46 protein-coding genes are annotated in these 22,710 nt (G+C 34.3%); 44 read left to right on the forward strand and 2 right to left on the reverse strand.

Annotation, left to right across the window (positions count from 1 at the left end):
• The first annotated feature begins 325 nt into the window (after positions 1 to 325).
• Both PSR14_RS02065 and PSR14_RS02070 read left to right on the forward strand, forming a co-directional pair.
• Positions 326 to 1,465, forward strand: coding sequence for an AimR family lysis-lysogeny pheromone receptor (locus PSR14_RS02065; protein ID WP_078187260.1), 1,140 nt, complete (start codon positions 326 to 328; stop codon positions 1,463 to 1,465).
• A 285-nt stretch (positions 1,466 to 1,750) separates the two neighbouring features.
• Positions 1,751 to 1,900 (forward strand): hypothetical protein, encoded by a 150-nt coding sequence (locus PSR14_RS02070; RefSeq protein WP_170962924.1) that lies wholly within the window; start codon positions 1,751 to 1,753, stop codon positions 1,898 to 1,900.
• A gap of 5 nt (positions 1,901 to 1,905) precedes the next feature.
• On the opposite strand, the gene PSR14_RS02075 is transcribed toward PSR14_RS02070, so the two are convergent.
• A complete protein-coding gene (locus PSR14_RS02075; protein ID WP_078187261.1) occupies positions 1,906 to 2,253 on the reverse strand; it encodes a helix-turn-helix domain-containing protein in 348 nt (115 codons plus the stop codon).
• Positions 2,254 to 2,450: 197 nt separating this feature from the next.
• On the opposite strand from PSR14_RS02075, the gene PSR14_RS02080 reads away from it, so the two are divergent.
• From PSR14_RS02080 to PSR14_RS02135, 12 genes are all read left to right on the forward strand, one after another.
• Positions 2,451 to 2,654: a helix-turn-helix domain-containing protein gene (locus PSR14_RS02080; RefSeq protein ID WP_078187262.1), complete on the forward strand. Its 204-nt coding sequence runs from the start codon at positions 2,451 to 2,453 to the stop codon at positions 2,652 to 2,654.
• Positions 2,655 to 2,719: 65 nt separating this feature from the next.
• Positions 2,720 to 3,451 (forward strand): ORF6C domain-containing protein, encoded by a 732-nt coding sequence (locus tag PSR14_RS02085; protein WP_327946821.1) that lies wholly within the window; start codon positions 2,720 to 2,722, stop codon positions 3,449 to 3,451.
• Between the two features lie 44 nt (positions 3,452 to 3,495).
• Positions 3,496 to 3,846: a helix-turn-helix domain-containing protein gene (locus PSR14_RS02090; protein WP_151619351.1), complete on the forward strand. Its 351-nt coding sequence runs from the start codon at positions 3,496 to 3,498 to the stop codon at positions 3,844 to 3,846.
• A complete protein-coding gene (locus PSR14_RS02095; RefSeq protein WP_327946820.1) occupies positions 3,846 to 4,010 on the forward strand; it encodes a hypothetical protein in 165 nt (54 codons plus the stop codon). Before PSR14_RS02090 ends, PSR14_RS02095 begins: the two co-directional genes overlap by 1 nt.
• Before the next feature lie 29 nt (positions 4,011 to 4,039).
• On the forward strand, positions 4,040 to 4,216 hold the full coding sequence (locus PSR14_RS02100) for a hypothetical protein (RefSeq protein ID WP_192797833.1): 177 nt from the start codon (positions 4,040 to 4,042) through the stop codon (positions 4,214 to 4,216).
• Positions 4,217 to 4,220: 4 nt separating this feature from the next.
• Positions 4,221 to 5,012: a DnaD domain protein gene (locus tag PSR14_RS02105; protein ID WP_327946819.1), complete on the forward strand. Its 792-nt coding sequence runs from the start codon at positions 4,221 to 4,223 to the stop codon at positions 5,010 to 5,012.
• Positions 4,951 to 5,826 carry an ATP-binding protein gene (locus tag PSR14_RS02110; RefSeq protein WP_327946818.1) on the forward strand — a complete coding sequence of 292 codons (876 nt, stop codon included), beginning with the start codon at positions 4,951 to 4,953 and terminating at the stop codon, positions 5,824 to 5,826. Before PSR14_RS02105 ends, PSR14_RS02110 begins: the two co-directional genes overlap by 62 nt.
• A 15-nt stretch (positions 5,827 to 5,841) precedes the next feature.
• A complete protein-coding gene (locus tag PSR14_RS02115) occupies positions 5,842 to 6,036 on the forward strand; it encodes a hypothetical protein (RefSeq protein ID WP_327946817.1) in 195 nt (64 codons plus the stop codon).
• A 16-nt stretch (positions 6,037 to 6,052) separates the two neighbouring features.
• Positions 6,053 to 6,331 (forward strand): AbrB/MazE/SpoVT family DNA-binding domain-containing protein, encoded by a 279-nt coding sequence (locus PSR14_RS02120; protein WP_327946816.1) that lies wholly within the window; start codon positions 6,053 to 6,055, stop codon positions 6,329 to 6,331.
• The gene (locus PSR14_RS02125; protein ID WP_327946815.1) at positions 6,324 to 6,683 is read left to right on the forward strand and encodes a cell division protein SepF; all 360 of its coding nucleotides are present in this window, start codon (positions 6,324 to 6,326) and stop codon (positions 6,681 to 6,683) included. The genes PSR14_RS02120 and PSR14_RS02125 overlap by 8 nt, the downstream gene beginning before the upstream one ends.
• Before the next feature lie 18 nt (positions 6,684 to 6,701).
• Positions 6,702 to 6,869 carry a DUF3954 domain-containing protein gene (locus tag PSR14_RS02130; RefSeq protein WP_042596972.1) on the forward strand — a complete coding sequence of 56 codons (168 nt, stop codon included), beginning with the start codon at positions 6,702 to 6,704 and terminating at the stop codon, positions 6,867 to 6,869.
• Between the two features lie 25 nt (positions 6,870 to 6,894).
• Positions 6,895 to 7,143 (forward strand): helix-turn-helix domain containing protein, encoded by a 249-nt coding sequence (locus PSR14_RS02135; protein ID WP_327946814.1) that lies wholly within the window; start codon positions 6,895 to 6,897, stop codon positions 7,141 to 7,143.
• Between the two features lie 8 nt (positions 7,144 to 7,151).
• On the opposite strand, the gene PSR14_RS02140 is transcribed toward PSR14_RS02135, so the two are convergent.
• Positions 7,152 to 7,418: a hypothetical protein gene (locus PSR14_RS02140; protein WP_046940954.1), complete on the reverse strand. Its 267-nt coding sequence runs from the start codon at positions 7,416 to 7,418 to the stop codon at positions 7,152 to 7,154.
• 123 nt (positions 7,419 to 7,541) lie between these two features.
• Here PSR14_RS02140 and PSR14_RS02145 point away from each other — a divergent pair, with 123 nt between their 5' ends.
• From PSR14_RS02145 to PSR14_RS02290, 30 genes are all read left to right on the forward strand, one after another.
• A complete protein-coding gene (locus PSR14_RS02145; protein ID WP_327946813.1) occupies positions 7,542 to 8,051 on the forward strand; it encodes a dUTP diphosphatase in 510 nt (169 codons plus the stop codon).
• A gap of 39 nt (positions 8,052 to 8,090) precedes the next feature.
• Positions 8,091 to 8,267, forward strand: coding sequence for a hypothetical protein (locus PSR14_RS02150; protein WP_257147355.1), 177 nt, complete (start codon positions 8,091 to 8,093; stop codon positions 8,265 to 8,267).
• Positions 8,268 to 8,307: 40 nt separating this feature from the next.
• The gene (locus PSR14_RS02155) at positions 8,308 to 8,907 is read left to right on the forward strand and encodes a hypothetical protein (protein ID WP_098487045.1); all 600 of its coding nucleotides are present in this window, start codon (positions 8,308 to 8,310) and stop codon (positions 8,905 to 8,907) included.
• A 35-nt stretch (positions 8,908 to 8,942) separates the two neighbouring features.
• A complete protein-coding gene (locus PSR14_RS02160; RefSeq protein WP_098487864.1) occupies positions 8,943 to 9,314 on the forward strand; it encodes a hypothetical protein in 372 nt (123 codons plus the stop codon).
• A 293-nt stretch (positions 9,315 to 9,607) separates the two neighbouring features.
• Positions 9,608 to 9,787, forward strand: coding sequence for a hypothetical protein (locus PSR14_RS02165; protein WP_046648233.1), 180 nt, complete (start codon positions 9,608 to 9,610; stop codon positions 9,785 to 9,787).
• Positions 9,774 to 10,175, forward strand: coding sequence for a YopX family protein (locus tag PSR14_RS02170; protein WP_046648231.1), 402 nt, complete (start codon positions 9,774 to 9,776; stop codon positions 10,173 to 10,175). Before PSR14_RS02165 ends, PSR14_RS02170 begins: the two co-directional genes overlap by 14 nt.
• A 33-nt stretch (positions 10,176 to 10,208) precedes the next feature.
• On the forward strand, positions 10,209 to 10,430 hold the full coding sequence (locus tag PSR14_RS02175; protein WP_098487860.1) for a hypothetical protein: 222 nt from the start codon (positions 10,209 to 10,211) through the stop codon (positions 10,428 to 10,430).
• A 35-nt stretch (positions 10,431 to 10,465) separates the two neighbouring features.
• Positions 10,466 to 10,642: a hypothetical protein gene (locus PSR14_RS02180; RefSeq protein ID WP_169509508.1), complete on the forward strand. Its 177-nt coding sequence runs from the start codon at positions 10,466 to 10,468 to the stop codon at positions 10,640 to 10,642.
• A gap of 178 nt (positions 10,643 to 10,820) precedes the next feature.
• Complete coding sequence (locus tag PSR14_RS02185; protein ID WP_257147418.1) at positions 10,821 to 11,129, forward strand: hypothetical protein; 309 nt, start codon at positions 10,821 to 10,823, stop codon at positions 11,127 to 11,129.
• A gap of 235 nt (positions 11,130 to 11,364) precedes the next feature.
• Complete coding sequence (locus PSR14_RS02190) at positions 11,365 to 11,490, forward strand: hypothetical protein (protein ID WP_257147419.1); 126 nt, start codon at positions 11,365 to 11,367, stop codon at positions 11,488 to 11,490.
• Between the two features lie 339 nt (positions 11,491 to 11,829).
• Entirely contained in the window at positions 11,830 to 11,952 is a 123-nt protein-coding gene (locus tag PSR14_RS02195; RefSeq protein ID WP_098487827.1) for a DUF3983 domain-containing protein, read from the forward strand.
• Between the two features lie 19 nt (positions 11,953 to 11,971).
• Entirely contained in the window at positions 11,972 to 12,154 is a 183-nt protein-coding gene (locus PSR14_RS02200; protein ID WP_098487822.1) for a hypothetical protein, read from the forward strand.
• Positions 12,155 to 12,259: 105 nt separating this feature from the next.
• Complete coding sequence (locus PSR14_RS02205) at positions 12,260 to 12,430, forward strand: hypothetical protein (RefSeq protein ID WP_098487823.1); 171 nt, start codon at positions 12,260 to 12,262, stop codon at positions 12,428 to 12,430.
• Positions 12,431 to 12,457: 27 nt separating this feature from the next.
• The gene (locus tag PSR14_RS02210) at positions 12,458 to 12,940 is read left to right on the forward strand and encodes an ArpU family phage packaging/lysis transcriptional regulator (RefSeq protein ID WP_098487824.1); all 483 of its coding nucleotides are present in this window, start codon (positions 12,458 to 12,460) and stop codon (positions 12,938 to 12,940) included.
• On the forward strand, positions 12,940 to 13,482 hold the full coding sequence (locus PSR14_RS02215) for a site-specific integrase (RefSeq protein WP_071679576.1): 543 nt from the start codon (positions 12,940 to 12,942) through the stop codon (positions 13,480 to 13,482). The genes PSR14_RS02210 and PSR14_RS02215 overlap by 1 nt, the downstream gene beginning before the upstream one ends.
• A 566-nt stretch (positions 13,483 to 14,048) precedes the next feature.
• Positions 14,049 to 14,219, forward strand: coding sequence for a hypothetical protein (locus tag PSR14_RS02220; protein WP_000398645.1), 171 nt, complete (start codon positions 14,049 to 14,051; stop codon positions 14,217 to 14,219).
• Positions 14,219 to 14,437, forward strand: a complete 219-nt coding sequence (locus PSR14_RS02225; protein WP_000778981.1) for a hypothetical protein — start codon at positions 14,219 to 14,221, stop codon at positions 14,435 to 14,437. The genes PSR14_RS02220 and PSR14_RS02225 overlap by 1 nt, the downstream gene beginning before the upstream one ends.
• A gap of 6 nt (positions 14,438 to 14,443) precedes the next feature.
• Positions 14,444 to 14,716: a hypothetical protein gene (locus PSR14_RS02230; protein ID WP_001014577.1), complete on the forward strand. Its 273-nt coding sequence runs from the start codon at positions 14,444 to 14,446 to the stop codon at positions 14,714 to 14,716.
• Entirely contained in the window at positions 14,712 to 15,047 is a 336-nt protein-coding gene (locus PSR14_RS02235) for an HNH endonuclease (protein ID WP_098487828.1), read from the forward strand. The genes PSR14_RS02230 and PSR14_RS02235 overlap by 5 nt, the downstream gene beginning before the upstream one ends.
• 152 nt (positions 15,048 to 15,199) lie before the next feature.
• A complete protein-coding gene (locus PSR14_RS02240) occupies positions 15,200 to 15,535 on the forward strand; it encodes a P27 family phage terminase small subunit (RefSeq protein WP_127814311.1) in 336 nt (111 codons plus the stop codon).
• On the forward strand, positions 15,532 to 17,190 hold the full coding sequence (locus PSR14_RS02245; RefSeq protein WP_406644120.1) for a terminase TerL endonuclease subunit: 1,659 nt from the start codon (positions 15,532 to 15,534) through the stop codon (positions 17,188 to 17,190). Before PSR14_RS02240 ends, PSR14_RS02245 begins: the two co-directional genes overlap by 4 nt.
• Positions 17,191 to 17,195: 5 nt before the next feature.
• Positions 17,196 to 18,341: a phage portal protein gene (locus PSR14_RS02250; RefSeq protein WP_406644122.1), complete on the forward strand. Its 1,146-nt coding sequence runs from the start codon at positions 17,196 to 17,198 to the stop codon at positions 18,339 to 18,341.
• Positions 18,341 to 19,084, forward strand: a complete 744-nt coding sequence (locus PSR14_RS02255; protein WP_086421921.1) for a head maturation protease, ClpP-related — start codon at positions 18,341 to 18,343, stop codon at positions 19,082 to 19,084. Before PSR14_RS02250 ends, PSR14_RS02255 begins: the two co-directional genes overlap by 1 nt.
• Before the next feature lie 3 nt (positions 19,085 to 19,087).
• The gene (locus tag PSR14_RS02260) at positions 19,088 to 20,242 is read left to right on the forward strand and encodes a phage major capsid protein (protein ID WP_406644123.1); all 1,155 of its coding nucleotides are present in this window, start codon (positions 19,088 to 19,090) and stop codon (positions 20,240 to 20,242) included.
• Positions 20,243 to 20,247: 5 nt separating this feature from the next.
• Positions 20,248 to 20,541, forward strand: a complete 294-nt coding sequence (locus PSR14_RS02265) for a hypothetical protein (protein WP_406644124.1) — start codon at positions 20,248 to 20,250, stop codon at positions 20,539 to 20,541.
• A 1-nt stretch (position 20,542) separates the two neighbouring features.
• Positions 20,543 to 20,896, forward strand: coding sequence for a phage head closure protein (locus PSR14_RS02270; protein WP_406644125.1), 354 nt, complete (start codon positions 20,543 to 20,545; stop codon positions 20,894 to 20,896).
• 1 nt (position 20,897) lies between these two features.
• A complete protein-coding gene (locus tag PSR14_RS02275; RefSeq protein WP_406644127.1) occupies positions 20,898 to 21,239 on the forward strand; it encodes an HK97 gp10 family phage protein in 342 nt (113 codons plus the stop codon).
• Positions 21,239 to 21,568 (forward strand): hypothetical protein, encoded by a 330-nt coding sequence (locus PSR14_RS02280; protein ID WP_406644128.1) that lies wholly within the window; start codon positions 21,239 to 21,241, stop codon positions 21,566 to 21,568. The genes PSR14_RS02275 and PSR14_RS02280 overlap by 1 nt, the downstream gene beginning before the upstream one ends.
• The gene (locus PSR14_RS02285) at positions 21,569 to 22,162 is read left to right on the forward strand and encodes a major tail protein (protein ID WP_406644129.1); all 594 of its coding nucleotides are present in this window, start codon (positions 21,569 to 21,571) and stop codon (positions 22,160 to 22,162) included.
• Positions 22,163 to 22,168: 6 nt separating this feature from the next.
• On the forward strand, positions 22,169 to 22,525 hold the full coding sequence (locus tag PSR14_RS02290; RefSeq protein WP_406644130.1) for a hypothetical protein: 357 nt from the start codon (positions 22,169 to 22,171) through the stop codon (positions 22,523 to 22,525).
• The last annotated feature ends 185 nt before the right edge of the window (positions 22,526 to 22,710 follow it).

Raw genomic sequence — 22,710 nt, forward strand, 5'->3', positions numbered from 1 at the left:
TGCTACAGAACAGTTTCTCAACTTTCTCAATATTTTTCAGATAACATTTCGCCTGAATTTTGGGAAATTTATGTTATTATGATAATAAAATACACGGAACGAAAAAAAGACTCACAGCGTGTGTAAGAGTGATTTGGCCCACTCTTACACCGTTCGCCCGACTCACAAGGGGGAACATCTGCCATAAGTCTCTTTTCGGTTACTACACGAGTAACACTTACATTATAACATGCCGATATTACTAAATCATTACTATGGTATGATTTTCCTGTTATTAGATTTGAGAAAAAGCGAAGCGTCTTTGTTCCAAATAGGAGGAGCAAAAATGAAGAAGTTAATGAAAGAGGTACGAGATTTTATTGATTCCAACAATATGGTTAGAAATGATTTAGCTACAAAAGTAGGGGTTAGTAATACAACACTCGGCAATGGACTAAACGGAAAATTCGAAATGAAATTTGAGAATTTTTTAAAGTTATTAAATGAAGTCTATGATAACCAAAAAGAAATTAGATTGAAAATAAAAAAATTCGCAATGAAATGCACAAGCGATTTAAATGTAAAAAAATCTCTTTTTTATTGTCAAGCAGCTGGGGAATATGACACTATTCAATATTTAATTAGAAAATATAAAGAAAACGAAAATTTACAAAGATATATTGATGTGTATGAACTTTTCAATAAGAGGAATCGTAATGAAGCACGTGGACAAGAATTAAGCAATTTGGTTAATGAACTGACGAAAATAGAAGATGTGGATCGTCAAATACTTATCGAAATGTTATTAACGGTGTGCATGTATGACCATGGGAATTATAGCGCAATGCTTCCACATGCTGATAATGCTAGAAACGCAATACCAAAAGTAAAAAATAAGTTTATAAAACAATGTGTAGAATTATATTTTTATGAGCGTCAAGCCTACATACAGCTTTTAAATAATAATATTAGTGAAAGCCGTAGAATAGCTAATAAAGTCGTAGAATCAAGTTTTAACGCTTTAATCACAAAAGCCACAGCATTATGTTGTATTGGAGAGTCTTATATATTTTCGGGAGAAATTTTTAAAGCTGAAAAGTACATCTTAGAATCTATTAGTTTATTAAAAGAAGTATCTTCTGCACAGAAAACAAGAAAATACAAATCGTTTCATACAACATTAGCTTTCCTTTACATAGAACATAACTTCAATCTCGATAAAATTGATTTTACAAAAATAGATAAAGCTGAAATTGCTTTTTTTGAGGCGAAATATGGTGATCGAACCCTTGCTATTAAGTTGTTAAATGAGTTATTAGAAGAGAATGGTAAATTAACTGGTTTCCAATGGTATTATTACGCTTACGCTAGACCAGAAAAAAGGACAGAATATCTTAATAATGCGTTGCTAGAACTTGCTAGAAATGGTAATATATATTATATGCAGGCTATTCGTGAAGCCTTAACGAAAGAGCAGGTGAGTTAAATGAAAAAAATTATTGCGACAATAATCTGTACTTTTGCCTTGTGCACATTAGTATACAAAACGGATACAAAAGTTAGTGCTAATTCAAATGTTACACCTACAATTCAATATATGATGACTGATCCCGGTGGGCTTTGAGCTTAAAATGGGTGATTTTAAAAAAGACGCTACTTCGGTAGCGTCTTTCGTGCATTATAGGCTATAAAACTTTTTAAGGAAGTAGTTAAAAGTTTTACATTTGTGAATTATTCACAAACTACACAGATAAAAACGGGGGTTTTAGGGATGAAAAAAGAGAACCTAGAAAATGTAACAGCAATAGAAGTATTGGAATTCGAATCACAATTATTAGATATTATGAAAGCGGCGCATGAAGGTGATGAAAAAGCACTAGAAATTATGTCGAGAATGAAACAGGCGATCGTTAGCTTCTAAAGCTATCAATCGCCTGTTATTTTCATTAAGTCTTTAAATAGTTTCATAATTTCTTTTTGTTTTTCTGGGTCTTTTTCTCTAAATTGAGTTATTAATTCTTCGAATTCATCTTGAGCACTTGCGTTAGGATTTTTTTCATCAGATTCTCCAAGTACGTAAGCTACAGATACATTTGCTAATCTAGCCACTTTAATTGCCATCTCTTTAGATGGTCCTTTTTCATTATTAATATTTTCCCACATAGATATAAGAGGTTTACTTACTCCTAATGCTTCAGAAAATTCTCTTTGACTCATTTTTAATATCTCAGTCCTAATTTCTTTTACCCTTCGACTAATCAATTCGTGATTCATTTTAAAATTCTCCCCCTCTACAAAATATAGACACTCCGCTATTGTAAGTTACTGTATTAGTAATACAGTAACTTTCTATATAAAATGTAACAGAAAAGTTAACTCTAAGACAACCTTTTGAAAAAATAAAAATTAGGGTTTACTTTAAGTTAACCTTTGTGTATACTCAAATTAACGAATTAAACAAAGGTGATGACATGATAAAACTTAATACAGAGAAGGTGAAAGCCTTAAGAGAACAACACGGTTATAGTCAACATTTTGTAGCCAAATACCTAGGTTATACACATAAAGGTGCTTATTCCCTACTGGAATCTGGTGATAGACAACCTAGTGTATCTAAATTAGGAATGTTAGCTAAGTTATATGAAATAAAAGTGGATGATTTACTAGTTGGTTAACTAATAGTTATCTTATTTTTTTAGCTAAAGGTTAACTTTAATTTAACCTAGGGAGGGAAACAAAAATGAATCAATCACAATTTCTACAGCATCCAGTAAGTGAGTTTGTTTTTATGGAAGGAAATCAAGTGGTTACAGATAGTTTAACAATGGCCCAAATGTTTGGAAAAGAACATAAAAATGTAATTCGAGATATTGAGGTCCAGATAGAAAAATTGATTGAAGCAAACGAAACAGAATGGGGGCAGCTCAACTTTGAGCATACCCAATACCAGCATTATCAAAATAAACAATGGTATCCAAAGTTCAATCTTACGGAAGATGCATTTGCAATTGTTGCAATGAGTTACATAACACCAGAGGCAATGAAAATGAAAATTAAATTCTTACAAGAGTTCAAGCGAATGAAAGAACACATCCAAAAATTACAGCAACAACCTAAAAGTGTTGAGGATGCGATTATCTACAGTATGACTGAACTAAAACAAATAAAATCACGACAAGATCATACGGAAGAAGAAATGAACAAAATGAAACTTTTAGTAGATAACGAGCTATGGCTTACCGAACAAAACAAAGGTGCTGTTCAACGAAAAGTGAAACAACGTGTTTTTGAACTAAGAAAAGAAGGCTACGATAATGCATCTTATCAAGGGGTATATGGAGCATTAAAAAGGCATTTCGGGGTAGCTAAATACGATAAGATACCACGAAAATACTATCAAAATGCAATGAAATTCATTTCTGGATGGTATCCGCCCGAAAGACCTAATTTATTAGATGATCATGTTTCTTAATTGAAAAATTTAAATTTTATAAAAAGAAAGGAAGATATAAAAAAATGAAAAATTCAACAGTTCAAATAGCGTTGGCGATTACAAAATTTTCAGCTCAAAAAGGATGGAGCGATGAAGAATTTTGGGAGGCGATTGAGTTACTTCGCTTCAATAAAGAAGATGCAAGACAAACAGCAATAGAAAAATTAGATGCTATCCCGATCACTTACGATAGTACAAATGATTACCCAATTATGTTGAAAGTAGATCATGTAGCAGAAGTATTAGGGATTTCACAAAGAAAAGCATACGACATTATGGATCAAAAAGGATTCCCGTTAGTGAAAATAGGGCGTAAGAAGGTAGTTCCAAGGGATGCATTCTTTAATTGGCTAGAAAAAGGGGTGTCAGCATGATGGAAGATACAACATCATTAGTCATATTTGCAATGTTAATCGCATGTGGTTCATTGTTGCTTTACATCACTTATGAGCCAATAAAAAAGTGGGCTTGGAGTGATGTAAAACCAAATAAAAAGACCCATGGCAGTGGGTCCCTTGCAAAAAATAAGTTGCTATAAGTATATCACGGAAAGTAGGGAAATAGTACATGGATTTAATTGAATATCAAGTGCTATTACCTAGTAAGTTCTGGGACTTAGCAAGAAGCGAAGATAAATTAAAAGAAATGATCCAAAAGTATTTCAAGATTGGTTATCCGCATTATGAAATACAACGCATTATCCAAAGTGGACAAGCATATGTGGCGATTTGTACGAGGAGGTAAAACGATGGGGATTTTTAGAGTTAAGAAAGATGTTAATTATTCAGTTATTCATAATACACCATTGCGCGATGAGAAATTAAGCTGGAGAGCAAAAGGGTTATTAGCATACATGCTTTCTTTACCAGATGATTGGACGTTTCATGCAACTGAACTCAGCCAACACGCCAAAGACGGAAAAGAAATAACCACCAAAACTATACAAGAATTAAAAAAAGCGGGGTATTTAAAAAGGTATCCTGTTCAAGATCCAAAAACAGGGAAAATATCACATTGGGAAACAGCAGTTTACGAAGTCCCATCCACAGAGTCCGCAAACCAGTCAGTGGAAAAACCAGTCAGTGGAAAAACCAGTCGACGGGAATCCAATGACAGGGAAACCAGTGATATGGAAAACCATCCTATGGAAAAACAGACACTACTAAGTACTGATAATTTACTAAGTACTAATAAACAAAATACTAATATACAAAGTAGTAGTAGCATCTTCTCTTTCTACGAAAATAATTTCGGGATTTTAAATTCATTCATAGCCGAAAGTATTTCGCAATGGGTAGACGATACAAGCGAAGAACTTGTACAAGCAGCTATGGAACGTGCTCTGAAACATCAGAAGAAGTGGAATTATGCTGAGGGTATTTTAAAACAGTGGGTTAATAAAAACATTCGTACTTTAGCTGATGTTAATGCGGCAGAAATAGAGTTTAAAAACAAAGGTAAAAAAGGAGCGAATAGAAATGGCAACACCAATGAAAAAAATGGCAGAATCCCTGGAATTGAAGGTGAATTACCATTCTGATCAATGTATGAATCACTCTTATGAAATAGGCGGACAAAAAATCATTAAGCCGGTTCAAATGATTGAATACAAAGGACAAGTTGTTTGTCCAAGATGTGTAGTTGAGCAAAACAATAAGGTTTTGGAAGAACAAGCTAACGCTCATTATAAGAAGATTAGCCGTTTACAGAAATTCAACATGCTGGAAAAGGCTAGTGTTATTACAAATAAGAAAATTCCTCTTTCAAGATTATCTGATTACAGAACCGGGTGTGATGAAACGACTAGTCACAAGAAAGCTGTAGAAGAAACCTTGGAGGATTTAAAGAACGGAGAAATTAGAAAAGTTGTATTTACAGGAAATCAAGGGACGGCCAAAAGTTTCCTAGCATACAGCATGCTCCATGAATTGAATCAGTATTTCTGGGATATCAGTCAAGGAGAAGAAAACTATCACCTTATGAAAAGTTGCTTGTACGTTGAATTAGAAGCAATAACAAGGATGATTATGGATTCTTTCGATGATAAGAGTAGTAAATATACAATGCAATATTTCGTTCAATTAATTGGACAAGCTGATTTCGTGGTATTAGATGATCTTGGGGCAGAAAGTGGTTCAACAGACTCCAATAGACAAGCTTCAGATTTCATACAACGTCTTTTATATGCTGTATCAAATGCTAGACAAGGAATGAGCACATTTACTACAACAAACTTTACTGGAAAACAACTTTTCAATAAATATGATGCTAAAACAGTCAGTCGTTTATTAGGGGATTCAAAGGTTTTAAAATTCACCACAGCGGATCAAAGGCTTGCAAATTTAGGTTTCTAAGAAGGAGGAATAAGTATGTGTGCATTATGTCGTGATACAGGAATTATTCGTAAAGAAACTTATCCGGGTGTAATTGAAACGAACGGTTGTAATTGTGAAGTGGCAATACAACAGCAAGAAGAAAATGAAAAGCGTTGGAAAGCGTACTTAATTAAATTTGAGTTAATGAAACAAGAGTTACGACGTAAACAGCAACAAAAAGTAAGTTAACAAGGGGGAGCAAGATATGAGAAACACAGGTATTGCTAGAAAAGTAGACGAGCTAGGGCGCGTGGTAATTCCTGTTGAGTTACACAGAACTTTGGGGATTGCTGAAGGAACAGCATTAAACTTTCATGTTGATGGGGAAAACATCGTTTTAAGAAAACAAGAAAAGTCATGTTTTGTAACGGGTGAAGTTTCTGAATCTAACATTGAATTGCTAGAAGGGCGAATGTTTTTGAGTAAAGAAGGAGCAACTGAATTACTGGATCTTCTTGAAAAGAGTGGGATGGCAAATGCCTAAGCAACTAAATATTTTTGATGTAGAGCCAGCGATTTGCGAGTTTGACATAATGAAAGCAAATGTGAAAAGAGGAACAGGACGCACTACATATGCAGATGTACGCGTTCATGTTCCAAAGAACGCAAAGTGCACAGATGAGTTACCACGCACAACAAAACAAGATGATCGCTACGACATCTTTGAAGAATATGTAATGGCAATTTGGAGATTTCAACGCGCTGTAGATAAGTTTTTTAGTTGGGATACAGCGGAAGAGTTATGTAAGGCAGCAAGGGATAAAAAAGAAATAGTTCCGGTAAGGATTTATTTAGGAAGTGGTTTTAAGCCTGATGTTGTCGAGTACATGAGGTAGTAAAAGGGAGATGGACATATGAAAAAAATAGAAATTGATGTTAGTAGCAACAAACTTTTAATAGTGAAGGACGGAAATGTTACAACAGTAAATCCACCAATGAGCGGATTTGGTGAGCAAGTTGCGGTTTGGGTCAACGGTAAAGTTGATCGTGTGGATACTAAGTTTACTGAAAAGATAAAATAATTATTTTTAGAAAGTAGGTTCGCTTATGAGTGTAGCAAGAAATCATGAAGCGATGAAAGAATCAAGGTTGAAAATTTACATCGCTTTAGAAGAGGCTAACTTCATTTGGGATGAAAGAGATGTAGTGCGTTTTCGTGAAATGTGGAGTCAAGGTATGAGTTTACCGAAGATGGCAAAAGTGTTAAGGAGACACCAAGCGGAGGTTGCACTCCTTGTAATAGATCAGGCTGATAAGTATTTGATTGAGAATCGTTCAATCGGGTTGGGCACATAAGAGGTGAACTACTTCCCTCTTATGTACTCTTCAGCGTAATCTGTTGTATCAGTTTGACACATTTCAGCAGAAACTTTTAATAAAAATGTTTCGCCGCCGCAAGACTCACAATAGAAAGCGTCGGGTGGATTTATGTTTAAACAAGTATCTTCAGAATCATTACAACTATTGTATAAAGAAGTACCGCAACGTTTGCAGAAATGCGCATCTGGTGAAAAATCTTCATTTTCACAGTAAATACATTTAGAAAACCTTAATTTAGGATCATCTTTCATTAGTGATTACACCTCCTTTTCTAAATATAGTTTATAACAAAATGTAGAGGTTAGCACGTGTGAAATAAATCAGTCCGATAAGTATATGATTGAACATTTGGCAAATAGGAAGGGGAAAATAAAATGAATTTAACTAAAATATTCGGAATGCAAAAGGCATTAGATACAAGAATCATTAAGGAGCATGGATTGGAAGGGCAAAGTTTATTTTACAACATGATCCTTGCTTTACAAGTTGAAATTGGAGAACTCGCAAATGAAACAAGATGCTTTAAGCATTGGAGCAATAAAGGTCCTAGTGAAAAAGAAGTTGTTTTAATGGAGTATGTAGATGGATTTCATTTTATAGCTTCATTTGGGAATGGTATCGGATTTAAAACTAATCAATATAGTCTGGAATTATTAGAACATAATGCAAACGTTTATACTGCAAGCACGTTAATAAATCAATTTAACAATGTATATGAAGCTGTGTCGGAATTTCGTGCAACTCAAGATATTGAGCTTTATGAAGAATTATTGTACTCGTTTTTAGGGTTAGGTAAGAAATTAGGATTCACCTTTGAAGAAATTGAACAAGGTTATTACAAAAAGAATGAAGTGAACCACCAGCGCCAGGATAACGGATATTAAGACCAAATTTGAATTTTATTAAGAAATGGGTGATAAGAAATGAAATTATATAGCAACGTGTTAGACATTATTTATTGTCATACGCAAGAGCAAGCCGATGAACTATATGATTTTTATGTAAAGAAAGGACACACAGTCGGAGTTTCTACTGTAGAAATCGACACAGGAACGCTCGGGAAGTGTGTAGTTAAGAAAATAGATATCTATAAAAACTAAACAAAAGCATTATTTGAATACAAAGAGGGGGAAATAGAAAATGGAATACGTTGAAAAAGCAACTAAAGATATTAGGGAGAATTGGTTTGGAGATCATGTAGCTGAAATTCAAGGTGAAGAAGGATTACAGGTTATTTATTGGGGCAAGCCCGGAACAAATATGTATCGTACTAAATTTGTTCTTGCAGGATATAACGTATTTATTTCAGGTGATATTGGCGAAGCGGTGTATAACCTTACATGTCCAGCAACATTAGAAAATATTAAAGGATTCAATTTAGGGTGTTTCACTGAAAAGTTAACGGCTTTTTGTGAAGAACGTTGGAATTTCGATGAAGAAAAGGCAAAAAGGGAACTTGATGAATATTGGAAGGAATACGATATAAATGAAACAAGAGAAGACGGACGGGAAGTATATGATCGTATTATTTCAGCAATTGATGAGAGTTCATCTATGGAAGGTTACCATTTTTGGTTAAGTGATGTTTATCATAGCAGCTCACTAGATTCTGACGCTTTGGAAGACATTTGGAATTTCGGTAAAAGGTTGCCACGTCGTTTAATTAGTTACTGGTTAGGATTGCAAATGGTAATTGAACAATTAGAGAAAAGCAAACCAGCAGCAGTAGTGACTTTATAACAAAATAGTTATTTGGGAGAAAGGGCGGATGAAAAATGAATTATGTAGCATTTGATGTTTTGTTAGGAAAAGTATTAACAGAAATTAAGAAAGATGTTCCGGATGAGCTAACATTCTATACTTCCGATGGTGAAGTTTACAAAATGTACCACGAGCAAGAGTGCTGTGAGGGAGTTGGAATTGAAGAAATTATTGGAGATTTAGATGATCTTATCGGTTCACCTATAACTATGGCGGAAGAAGTTAATCAAGATGGACCAGATAACGATTGGGGAAGTAGTACATGGACGTTTTATAAATTAGCAACAATCAAGGGATATGTAACATTACGTTGGTTAGGTGAATCAAACGGATATTATTCTGAATCGGTTGATTTTGTGCAGCTAGAAAACGAAGATGAAATTTAAACAAAATTCTTATTTTGTAGAAAGGAAGAATGAATATGGCATCCGGTTGTATTTTAGGGGAATGTCCAATATGTGATGAATTAATTTTTGAAGATGAGATTGATTTTGACTAGTACAACAACATGGTTCATAGAAGGTGCCTTAATTTACGAAATCACAATAGCAAGACGATCCATCTCTTACACCAAGAAATACAAAGGCTTGAGAAAAGAATAAAAGAATTGGAAAAGCAGAATAAGAGCGGACAGATGACGCTATTTTAATAAAGTTATTATTTGATTGGAGGAGACAAAATGGGCTGGGAAAAAATAATTGAGCAAAAGGAAATGACAACAAAAGAAAAGTTACAACTGATATGTGACGCTAGTTTGGTACAAGCGAAATCCGTATTAGTTGAAGCGAACAGTTTTGCTTGGATGGTTCGAACTATTATGGAACTGAGTAAGGAGGAAGTTAAAAATGAAAGAGATTAAGTTCAAGGCTCATGATGGAGAAAAGTGGATTTTTAGTGAATGTGTATCAAGAGATGAAGAAGATGATTGGTGGATCTTAGATAACGAAAATGACAGTTGGCTTATGTGTACAGAACCAAAGCAGTGTACGGGTTTAATAGATAAGAACGGAAACGATATTTATCTTGGTGATTTTGTAAGGTGGATAAGAGTGATATATACGGATTGTAGTCGGGAAGAAATTGAAAGTACAGAAGTAATTGAAGGAACTATTGATTGGTTATATTCAGTTTTAACCCTTAGGACTGAGGAATTTGCTAGGTTATTGTTGCCACATTTAGTTGAAGATCAGAATGAGTTTGAAGTGATTGGAAATGGTTATGACAATCTAAAGACATTAAAAAACTAAACCAAATCTTTATTTGAGAGGGGAATGAATCGGATGAGACATACAAGGAATAGACAAATGACAAAAATAGGTGAAGAAAATTTTATGGGAATGAAGAATTTCAAAATCTCAACCATACGAAAGTTTGATGGGAGGTTTCCTAATAGATTAGATCCAACTTTCCGTTGGCACAGAGATTATCATGGTATGAATATTGTATCTTTTAACCGTAAGGGTGAAGCATTTAAAACTAATGTAATAAAAGTTAGAAATTAAACAAAATCGTTATTTGAGAGAAAGGAAGAATGAAAATGGAACGATATAAAGAAATTTCACTAGCTGATGTATTTGAGTTAATTCTGAAGGGTGAGATTAGCGATATCTATTACCAAAATGGAAATAAAGAACTTTCGAAAGCGACTGATACCCATTGGTACTTAAAGACGATTGCGAAATATAAATTCTTTAAACGTGAGGTAATTGAATAGAGGAAATCTTAACAAAAACGCTATTTGGTATGTAAATGTAAGAGCACTTCGGGAAGTGCCCTTCTGTAATGACTATCCACTCTAAAAAGAAAGGATGCAATATATCATATGAAATTATGTAGGTTTAGTTGTGTGTATTTTGTATAAAAATTTCATTTTGTAGAAAAGGAGAATGGATATGAAAGCATATCAAGTAAGCGATGGTGAGTATTCACGAATAGCATTTGCTGAGACAGCAGGACAAGCTAGAAATTATGGGAAGTGTGAATTCGGTATTGATTTCGTTGATGTAGAAGTAAGAAGAGCTAAATGGGCAGATCAATATAAACATGAACATTTAATTCCAAAACAAGCTTATTTAGAGAATGGTTGGTGGTGGGAATGCAGATGCGGAACGCCACAATACGAAGAAACCGCAATTGTCATTGGTGATATGGTTTATTGCGAAGATTGCAAGGAAAAAGCTGATATTAAAAAGAGCAGATAGCAAAAGCTAACTGCTCCTTTTGACAAAAGATTCCGGGCTGCCAACACTGTTAAGAAAGCAGCTTATAGATAGTATGCACAAAGTTGTGCTAATTATTCAAATGAATAAAGGACAGCTAGTGAAAGCTAACTGTCCAGCCTTTAGAGAAAGGGAGGAATAAAAATGGGTATATAAAAATTCCTCCATCTACAGTATTGACGGAATATTGAGCTTTATTCAAGGGAGGAAGAGAGAAATGGTTCAAATTTGTCCGATGTGCAATAAGGAAACGGTTGATCCAAATAATGAAGGAATTGATATGGATTTCTGTAATGAATGTGAAACGAAAATAATATTTGATGGTACAGGTGGTGAAGCGTGAAAAAGTTTATTTCTTAATAAAATAATCCTTTGAATAGAAAGTGAGATTAGGAGAATGAATGAGGAAATGCAAGATCTTAAAAAACGAATGGAAGCAGCGGTAAATGAACCTGATAAGGATAAGCAAAGAGAAATGGTGCAACAAATTGTTGATAGTCCAGAAATGCTGCAATTTAAAGAAATGATTCAAAATGTATTTAATCGTATTTGTGAAATAATTACTGATTTTATAGAAACACTTTGTGAAGTATTGAAGCCAATAGTACGAGTGGTTAAAAAGTATCAACGTATTAATTCATTTAGAAGGCAACGAATTCAACATAAAGGGGGAATGATTCTGATGAATAATCATAAGAAAAAGAAATTAAAGAAACGTCTTGCTCGCCGTGCTAAAGAGGTTGATAAATATCAAGTCAATAACGCTTGGAGAAACATCTTTGTACAAGCTGGAATTATAAAATAACAATATTGGAGGAATAAAAATGAATGGTAAACAGTTTTTTGGAATGTATTTGGCTCTTTACTTAATCATCATGTTTGTGACCTTCAGTAATGCAAAAAGTTTTGTACAAGCTGGAATCATTATGGCACTTGTAATTTTGATTTCAGAAGTTGATCATAAATATGGATTTTATAAGGGAAGCAAGAAGGTTAAAAGCAAATAAATATAGTCCGGCTAGAAAACTAGAGGACACCAATTCATTAAAGCAGCAATTACAGCTGTTTTAGGAATAGGTGTCCTTTTTATTTTGAAAAGGGGAGATGGGAAAATGAAGGTGCTAAGAGATCAATTACGTGAGTGGAAAAAGCAATCAAAACAAGGAAAGAAGAAAAATAAGAAAAGAAAAAAAGAGAAGTTAAGTACGCGTGATATAGAGGATTTAATGGGGATTCATGGACCTCGTTATGAACGCAGACGTGGAGCGTTAAGACAAAAGTAATTTAAAAATAAAAAGGAGTGGTCTTACATGACTAAACAATTATCTTTCTTACCAAAAATTGATAGAGTAGCAACACAAGAGGAATTAGAAGGTGTGTTGGAAAGCGTGCGTATACATAGACAATTCGGGATGATGCGTAAAGAAATGAAAGTCACTCCTTCTTATGAAATACGTGAGCATGGTCCTACACATACAGTCGGAAAACCGTTAGAAGATGTTGCTATAGCAAATATTCAACAAAGTAAACGAGAAGAATGGCTGGAGAGAATGTCATTACGTATTGATCAGTTTCTAACTCGATTAGGAAACGGACGCGCAGGAACTATTCAAAGGGATATTATTTATAAACGTTATTTAGAAGAAGAGGACGTATGTGATTACATGGTTTACAACGAAATAGGGATGTCAGAGCGTACTTATCGACGTTGGAAGTCTAAAGCGTTTTATAAACTTGCTTTTGCACTTGGATTAGAAATTTACGAGACAGAAGAAACGGGAGGTAATGAATAATGAATTTTGTTCAACCAATACGTGATCCAGAGCAAATACAGCAGCTAAAAGATTATTTTAAGGAGAAGAGCTTACGTAATTACATTCTCTTCATTATGGGAATCAATACAGGCTTAAGAATCTCGGACATTTTGAAATTGAAGGTAGGAGATGTCAAAGGTAGTCATATATCTATGAGAGAAAAGAAGACAGGGAAACAGAAACGAATACAAATTACTGCAGCATTGAAAAGAGAGCTCAAATGGTTTATTGAAGAAAGAGAAGATAATGAGTACCTATTGAAAAGTAGACAAGGTAGAAATCGTCCAATCGGTCGTAGCATGGCATATAAGATATTAAGTGGAGCAGCGGCAGAGTTTGGATTAGATGAAATAGGAACGCATACACTGAGAAAGACGTACGGCTATCATATGTACATGCAAACAAAAAACATAGCATTACTCATGGAGATATTCAATCACTCGTCAGAGAAGGTCACGTTGCGTTATATAGGTGTAAACCAAGATGCAATGGATAAAGCAATGACTAGATTTAAAATCTAAGCATTGCTTTTTCTTTTTAAATCTATACAGTTACTCATAAATTTCATACTGTGTAACTCAAAAGGGAAAGTATAATTAAGTCAATGATATCAAGGGATTTGGCGAAGGGGTCAGTTACACACAATATAAGATATGGGTAAGTCATTAAGATAAAATACATAAGAGAAGAATATAAAAATAAGTGGCAGAGTCGTGACCGCTTTTTGGCAGGAAATGTGCCGGTTGTTTTTGAATCAACGTGATATATTTGTATTGTGAGAAGTGGCGGAAAACATTTCTCACAAAATTCCTGATAATGAAAATGGATCGTCATGACCGGTGGCGATGGTTGCAGATTGGATGAATAGTTGTTTCTTGATTTCATATTCAACTGCAATTTATGTTATTCAAGCGAAGAAGGGCTTTTGCTCTTCTTCCAGTTACTTAATATTGTTGATGCATATCAGCAGAACATCATTAGGTGATTGGAAGAAGTGTGAAACTTCACGTACCGTAATCAAAATACAAATTAATAACTTATTTCAAGCATCCATTTGGATGCTTTTTATTTTGGAGGAGGATGAATGATGGAAGGTAAAACAATGACATTTAAACCTTTAAAGCAATATAAGATTGATCCGAATAAAATCCAATCATTAGATGATGTAATTTCAATATTAAAAAATGTAACGATATATGTGAATGGTGAACAAGCATTAAAAGGTCTTGAGCATTTAATTGAAAAGGATGATGAGTAATGAAACTAACTAAACAAGAACAAGCTGTTGTAATTGGTACATTCATTTCAATGTTAGGACAGGACCTTGTAAATGAGCGTATCGATAAACAGAAGTTAGAAGGTGCAATCCCTATATTTAATGAGTTAGAAGATAACACAACACCAAAGCAAAAGAGAGAAGCAATGGTTAGTTTGCTTGGTAAGGCAATGGATGAATTCATTAATAGTAAGGAGTGAGGATAGATGAATGGAACGCTTGTAGAAAAAATTGTACATAAAGATGCGGTAGAGGTTCTATCTAAGTTTTCTACAAAGGAACTAATTGAAGCATTAAAGCTAAAAGAAGATGTGCAAATCACTGATACAAGTGAAGATGTATATCGTGTGCAATATGATTTAACCAAGGCAAAGAAGTATTGCTTATTAATTAATAACTGTGATGTTGAGTCAGTTCAAGGTATTTTGAGATTACAAGAAGCTGAGCGACAATTATATGCTGGTGGTTGTTGTGATTAAAGAATACAAGACCAAACAACAGAAGCGTAAGTTCTATGACAGTGGTGAATGGAAGAGTATACGAGAGCAAGTAAAGAAGCGTGATAACTATGAGTGCCAGGAATGCAAACGTAATGGAAGAGTACAAACAGACACGAATGAATACAGCGAGAGTGCGAAGCGTAAGAAGATACAACTCGTTGTCCATCATATAAAAGAACTTGAACATCATCCTGAGCTTGCATTAGAAATGGATAACTTAGAAACAGTCTGTGTGGATTGCCATAATAAAGAACACGGTAGAGTATTTGTTAAAAAGATAAACAAATGGGAACACGATGAAAAGTGGTAAAAAAGAATCAAATATAACACCCCCCCTTAAAAAATTTCATCAAAAATTGCTCTAAGGGGCACCGGAGGAGGGGGTCGATTTTCCAAATTTATCACCATTTTCGCGCGTTATATTAAATTGGAAAACGATGTAAATCAGAAGGGAGGGATATTGTGGCTAGAGTTAAGCGTGAAACAATGAGAAAAAGGATTGAAAAGGATCTAACAAATCAATTGAAAGAAAAAAAGATTGTAGGTAATCATTATACTGACTTAATTCAAGACTATTTATCATTGTGGGATTTAAAGTGTATTCTTGTTGATGATATTGAAGAAACAGGAATAAAAGTATCTGGCATGCACGGTCCGAAATCCAATCCTTCAATTAATGATTTACACAAAACCAATGATCGAATGATAAAGATTTTAGATGCACTTGGCTTGGAAGCATCGGCTGAAGAACAGAAAACAACTTCAAAACCTAAGCGCTCTGTGAAAGATCTGACATGATTCAAAATCAATATGTTACCGAATATATTGAGATGTATCGAACAGGGAAAATTAAGCTAAATAAAGAGCGCATAATGCTAATTGAGTACCTGGAGAAATACATTTTTATACGTGATGATTTGTATTTTGATAATGAGATGCATGATGATTATATAAAGTTTACAGAGAAGTGGTATTTCGAATTACAACCATTTCAGAAGTTTTTAACCGCATTTGTTTTTCTTTTTTATGAAGAAGACAATTCAGTTTTTTACGAGCAATTTCTTATTATGATGGCTCGTGGTGGCGGTAAAAATGGTTTGATTTCATCATTATGTCATTTTTTTATTAGCCCGTTGCATGGGATAGATCGATACAATGTTTCAATTGTAGCCAATAATGAGAAGCAAGCAAAAGTTTCATTTCGTGAAGTTTATGATGCTATTAAAGGGAAAGAAATATTAGAAGATATGTTTTATCGAACTAAAGTTGAAATCCTTAGTAATGATACCCAAAGTATTATGCAATATCATACATCTAATGCAAGTTCGAAAGATGGTCTTCGTGATGGTTGTGTTATTTATGATGAAATACATCAATATGAAAATTTTGATGTTGTAAATGTATTCTCTAGCGGACTTGGAAAAGTACCGAATGCTAGAGAATTTTTTATTGGTACGGATGGTTTTGTTCGTGATGGATTCTTGGATAAGACGAAAGAAAGAGCAATGAATATTTTAAAAGGTGAAGAGTTAGATGATCCTTTATTTCCGTTTATTTGCAAGATTGATAATCCAGAAGAGATTGATAATCCTGATGTGTGGGAAAAAGCGAATCCTATGTTTAGTGAACCGAGAAGTTCTTATGCAAAAGGTTTATTTAAAAAGGTATTAACTCAATATAAACAATTAGCGAATAATCCATCAAATCGTGAAGAATTCATTACTAAACGTATGAATTATCCTGAAACAGATTTAACAAAATCTGTTGCTACCTGGGAAGAAATTATGCGTACTAGTTTTGAAGAAGATGGAAAAACACTTAGAAAGATTCCGGATTTAAAACATAAAGTAGCTGTGGGAGGACTCGATTTCGCCAGTATTAAAGACTTCGCGGCTGTTGGTTTACTATTTAAACATGGTGAAGATTATATTTGGAAAGGTCATTCATTTGTACGTAAAGGTTTTTTAGACAAGGTTAAATTAAAAGCACCTATTTTTGAGTGGGCTGAAAATGGATTATTAACAATTGTTGATGAACCTGTAATTAATATTTCTCACATTGTGGATTGGTTCGTAAGAATGCGTGAAATGTATGGCGTGAATACGATTGTTGCAGATACATTCCGTTTAGATCTTGTTAAAACAGCACTTGAAGCAGAAGGGTTTACATTGTTGTATATTCGTAATCCAAAAGCTATTCATTCATTATTAGCGCCAAGAGTCGAAACTTTATTTGCGAACAACCGTATTATCTTTGGTGATAATCCGTTAATGCGTTGGTACACAAATAATGTCTATGTTCATATTAAAAAAGATGGCAATAAAGAATATTTGAAAAAAGATGAATTCAGACGGAAAACGGATGGATTTCAAGCTTTTATCCATGCATTATGGCAAGCGGATAACATTCTTGAAGAAGAAGTTGAGTTTATGCTCGATAATATCAAATTTTAAAGGGGGTGATAATCATTGGATGGTTAGGTTCAGTGTTTAGAAGAAATAAAGAACTAGAATTTATGCTGGATCTGGATGCATTAACCGATACAGCAAATAGGCTTCATATGAAACGCTTGGCGATTGATACATGTGTATCATTTTTAGGAAGGACGATTAGTCAATCTGAATTCAGAGTAAGGAATGGTAAAGCATTTGAGAAGAATGAACTTTATTATCGCTTAAATATTAGACCAAATAAGAATATGACGGCCAGTACCTTCTGGGAAAGATTTATCCGCAAACTTATTTATGATAATGAGTGTTTAGTCATACAAGCAGATGATGGTGATTTACTTATTGCAGATGGATTTCAACATAATGAGTATGCTGTGTTTGAAGATACTTTTACTGATGTAAGGGTAAAAGATTATACGTTTAAGAGAAGTTTTAAGCAAAGCGAAGTTATTCATTTGAAGTATCGTAATGATAAATTATCTCCACTTATTGATGGATTGTTTGCAGATTATGGTGATTTATTTGGTAGGATACTAAACTCACAGAAACGTAAAAATCAAGTTCGTGGCACTGTTGATATGGATATGATTGGTGCTAAAACTGAGGAACAAATAGCAAAGCTACAAGAGTTTATAGACAATATGTATAAGTCAATTGGTTCAAAAGATATAGCTATTGTTCCACAGCAAAAAGGTATTAATTATAACGAGATATACAATGGTGTTGCAAATGGCCCAAGTGTGGAAGAAATCAATAAAGTAACAAATGGTTTCTTAAATCAAGTAGCTATGGCAATCGGTATTCCTATAGCTTTGATATATGGAGAAATGGCTGATGTAGAGAAGCAAACGAAAAATTATATGCTTTTCACAGTACGACCATTATTAAAAAAACTATCTGATGAAGCGAACGTTAAATTCTTTGAAATGAGTGAATATCTTTTGGGACAAAAAATTGAGGTTAAAGCTGTTTCCTATCAAAGTATATTTGATCTTGCGACAAGTATTGATAAGCTTATTTCTTCAAGTGCATTTACAGGAAATGAAATTCGTTCAGAAGTAGATTATGAAGAGTCAGATGATCCGAATCTAAATATCCATCATATTACGAAGAACTATACAAAATTAAATGAATCTGAAGGGGGTGAGAAATGATGGAACATGTGAATATGAATAAGCTTTTGAATTTAAAGCGAGATATTCGTTTTGAAGCTAAAGGTGAAAATGAATACAAATTAACTGTTTATGGGTCAATTGGTGGATGGTTTAGTGAGAACAATGCTGAAGCAGTAAGAAGAAAAATTCAAGATGTTAAAGCAGAAAAAATTCACGTTCATATTAATTCCGGTGGAGGTTCCGCTTTTGATGGTGTAGCAATTTGTAATCAGTTAAAGCAGCATAGTGCAGAAATTATAGTTCATATTGATGGTTGGGCAGCTAGTGCGGCGTCTGTAATTGCAATGGCAGGTGATAAGATCATTATGCCTAGTAATACTATGATGATGATTCATCAAGCAAGTACCTTTGAATATGGAAATGCAGATTTATTTGAAAAAACAGCACGAGATTTACGAAAGATCGATTCAGCTTTAGCAGCATCTTATAAAAAACGTTTTGTTGGGACAGACGAAGAATTAAAACAACTTTTAAAAGATGAAACTTGGCTAACAGCAGAAGAAGCGGTTGCTCTTGGTTTAGCTGATGAAATTGCTGATGAAATTGAAATCGATGATACGCAAGAAGATGAAGAAGTGGAAGTTGTAGAAAATTTTAAAGAAGATTTAGTAGCTAAGTATATGAAACAACCAAATAATCAAAATCCAAAAGAGCCTATTCAAGAGCCTGTTAATACCAAACAGAATCTGAGTACGCTCTTTTTAACTTTAGGAGGAAAATAAAATATGGTTATTAAGTTTAATAATTTCGAAGAGAAGAAACTGGCTTTTGCGAAAGCAACACAGGAAGGTACAGCAGAAGAACAATCAGCAGCGTTAAATTCCATGATTGAAGCACTTGCTACAGATGTTCGTTCAGATATTTTAAATCAAGTGAATGAATCAATGGTAGATCGTTCTATTATGCAATCTCGCGGTGCTAATGTACTAACAAGTGAGGAAATGAAATTCTTTAATGCAGTTGTTGAAGATGGTGGGTTTAAATCTACTGAGACTTTACCTAAAACAACACAAGAGAGAATTTTTGATGATTTAGTTCAGGGTCATCCGTTGCTAGAGCATATCGGTTTAGAGAATTTAGGAGCCGTGACAGAATTTATATATGGAGATCCAGATGGTGCAGCTGTATGGGGACCGTTATTTGGTGATATTAAAGGGCAATTAAATGCTGCATTCCGAAAAGAATCAATTACTCAACTGAAATTAACAGCATTTATTCCATTAGCAAATGATATGTTGAAGCTTGGTCCAGTATGGGTGGAACGATATGTTCGTACTATGATTATGGAAGCAATGTCAGTAGGTTTAGAACGTGGTTTTGTAGCTGGTACGGGTAAAAATGAACCTATTGGATTATTAAAAGACCCTAGCGGAAGTGTCACGAATGGAGTATATCCAGATAAAAAAGTTGCTGGGACTTTAACGTTTGAACCAGGTCGCAAAACAATTAATGAATTAAAAGGCGTGGTCAAATTATTGGCTAAAAAATTAAATCCTGATGGTAAAACAGATGCAAATCGACCAAAAAATATTGCTGGTAAAGTAGTTATGGTAACAAATCCATTCGATACTTTTGACATTCAAGCAAATGCTACAATTCAAAATGCGGCGGGTGTATATGTAACGAGCTTACCTTTTAACCCAATCCCAACAGAATCTGTATTTGTACCTCAAGGACAAGTGGTGTTCTTTGTTAAAGGGGAATACATTGCAGCGATGGGTGGAACAGAGCCAATCAAAAAATATGAAGAAACACTAGCTTTAGAAGATGCGACAGTTTATATTGCTAAACAATATGCTACAGGTAAACCAAAGGATAAATACACTTCGCAAGTTTATACATTGAAACTTGAAGAAGTAACACCACCGACACAAGGATGATGTGAATGGATACAATCATTTCAGATGTAATTATACAGGAGTTTAAAGAGAGGATGCACTTAGGTGATGAGGAAGATGATAACCTAAAGCGCATCCTTTCTACGTCTAACAAGGCGTTACTTAGGGTTTGTGGAGATTATGATTTAAATAATGACGAGGAGTTCAAAGAATTAGTCTTTGAACGCTCTCGTTATGTTTATAACGATGCATTAGAGTATTTTGACAAGAATTTTTTAAGTCAGATTAATAGTTTAGGCATCGATAAAGCATTAGAAGAAATTAAATTGGACGGTGAGTAATATGCGTCCTTTCCAATACAAGAAACCACTGAATACTGGCGATTGTAGAAATCGAATTATCATTGAACAACCTGAAGTAATAAAAGATGAACTAAATCAAGAAGTTGAAACAGGTAATTGGCAAGAAGTAAAAAAAGCGTGGGCAATGATAAAAACGGTAAAAGGTTCGGAGTATATTGAAGCTTCGGCTTCACAGTCTACACGAATTTATCGTTTTGTAATTCCTTATATAACAGGTATTACAGAATTAATGCGAATTAAAATGAAGGATCGTATCTTTGATATTATCGAACCACCAATGAATGATGATGAAATGTATCAAACATTGACTATTATCGCAAAGGAGCATGTTTAATATGAACGATTTTGCGAGCGAACTTGCTAGAGAATTACAAAGATATGCCCATGTTGTGGAAGAAGAATTGTTGACAGCGCAAGAAGAAGTTGCTGATATTGCTGTAGATAAATTAAAGCAAGATAGTCCAAAAAAAACAGGTGGTTATCGTAAAGGGTGGCGTAAGAAAAAAGAAGGTAATAGCGTTATCGTCCACAATACAAAAGGACAACTAACGCATCTTTTGGAAAACGGCCATGCAAAGGCTGGTGGTGGGCGTGTTCCAGCTCAAGTGCATATTCGTCCAGTGGAAGAGTATGTAATTAATGAATTACCAAGACGGATTGAAAGGGCGCTTGAATAATGACATTAGGTGAATTAACAAAAATCCTTGAAGCTACAGGTTATCCTGTGGCTTATTCGCATTTCACAGCAACACCAACGAAGCCAGTACCAGCACCACCTTATATTTGTTTTCTTGTGGATGGATCAGCAAATTTAATGGCTGATAATAAAGTTTATCACAAGATAGACGATGCAAATATTGAGCTTTACACAGCTAAAAAAGATTTAGTTGCAGAAGCAAAACTTGAAAAAGTCCTAGACGATCATGAAATTCCTTATGACTCGTATGGGACTTTTATTGAATCTGAAAAAATGTATCAAAAAATATATGAAACGAGGTTGATGTAAATGCCAGAAAATAAAGTATCTTATGGTTTAAAAAATGTTCATTATGTACCATACAACGTAATTGATGGGGTCGTTACATTTAAAACGCCAATTCCAATGCCTGGTGCAGTTGAACTAACAAATGAGCCACGCGGTGATTTAATTGAATTCTACGCAGACGATATGCTTTATTATTCAGCAGATAATAACCAAGGTTACGAAGGGACTCTGAATATCGCTACTATTCCAGAACAATTTGCTATCGATGCATTGGGTGAGCAGTTAGATGAAACGGATGGTGTATTAAATGAGTTAGCTGATGCAAAAGGTCAACCATTCGCACTATTATTTGAATTTGATGGCGATGTAAAAGCAACCCGACATGTTATGTATAACTGTTCAGCGAGTCGTCCTAACATTTCATCTAAATCAAAAACGAATTCCGCTGAACCAAATACGAATGAATTGAAATTCGTTGCTAGCCCACTGATTTTAGCGCCTGGCGGAAGACCAATGGTTAAAACGAAGACAACATCTAAAACAACTCAAGCTATTTATGATAATTGGTACAAAGAAGTGTACGTTAAAAAACCAGCAGCACCAAAAGGAGCGTAATAGTAAATGGAAAAGACAATTACAATAGACGGAAAACAAGTCAGATTAAAAAGTACAGCAGCAACAGTTAAACGATATAAAGCACAATTTAGACGTGATTTATTTGCAGATATGCTCAAATTAGGAGTTATTGCTCCTTCAAATCCTCAAGCTGGAGCAACTATTGATTTAGCAAACATAGATTTTAGTAAAGTAGATTTTGAGGTTGTTTATGATCTAGTTTGGTTATATGCAAAAACAGCAAACTCAGAAATTGCTGATCCAATTACGTGGTTAGATGGTTTTGATGAGTTCCCTATCTCTGAGATTCTTCCAGAAATTATGGACATGATTCAAAGTACGATGGGCGCAAAAAAAAAATAAAGAAAAGTAATGGAGAGCAAGGGACTTTCAGTGATGAAGAATTAACCACTGATACGTTCCTTGCACTTTGTTATAAAGCAAAACTAACAAGTTGGGATTTAGAAGATATGACAATCGGTGATTGCTTTGATTACATTGCTGAATTTGCTGAAATGGAGAATCCAGACAAAGAAAAAACACGTAAA

The organism is Bacillus sp. A01H, from assembly GCF_045277205.1.
GTDB lineage: Bacteria > Bacillota > Bacilli > Bacillales > Bacillaceae_G > Bacillus_A > Bacillus_A paranthracis.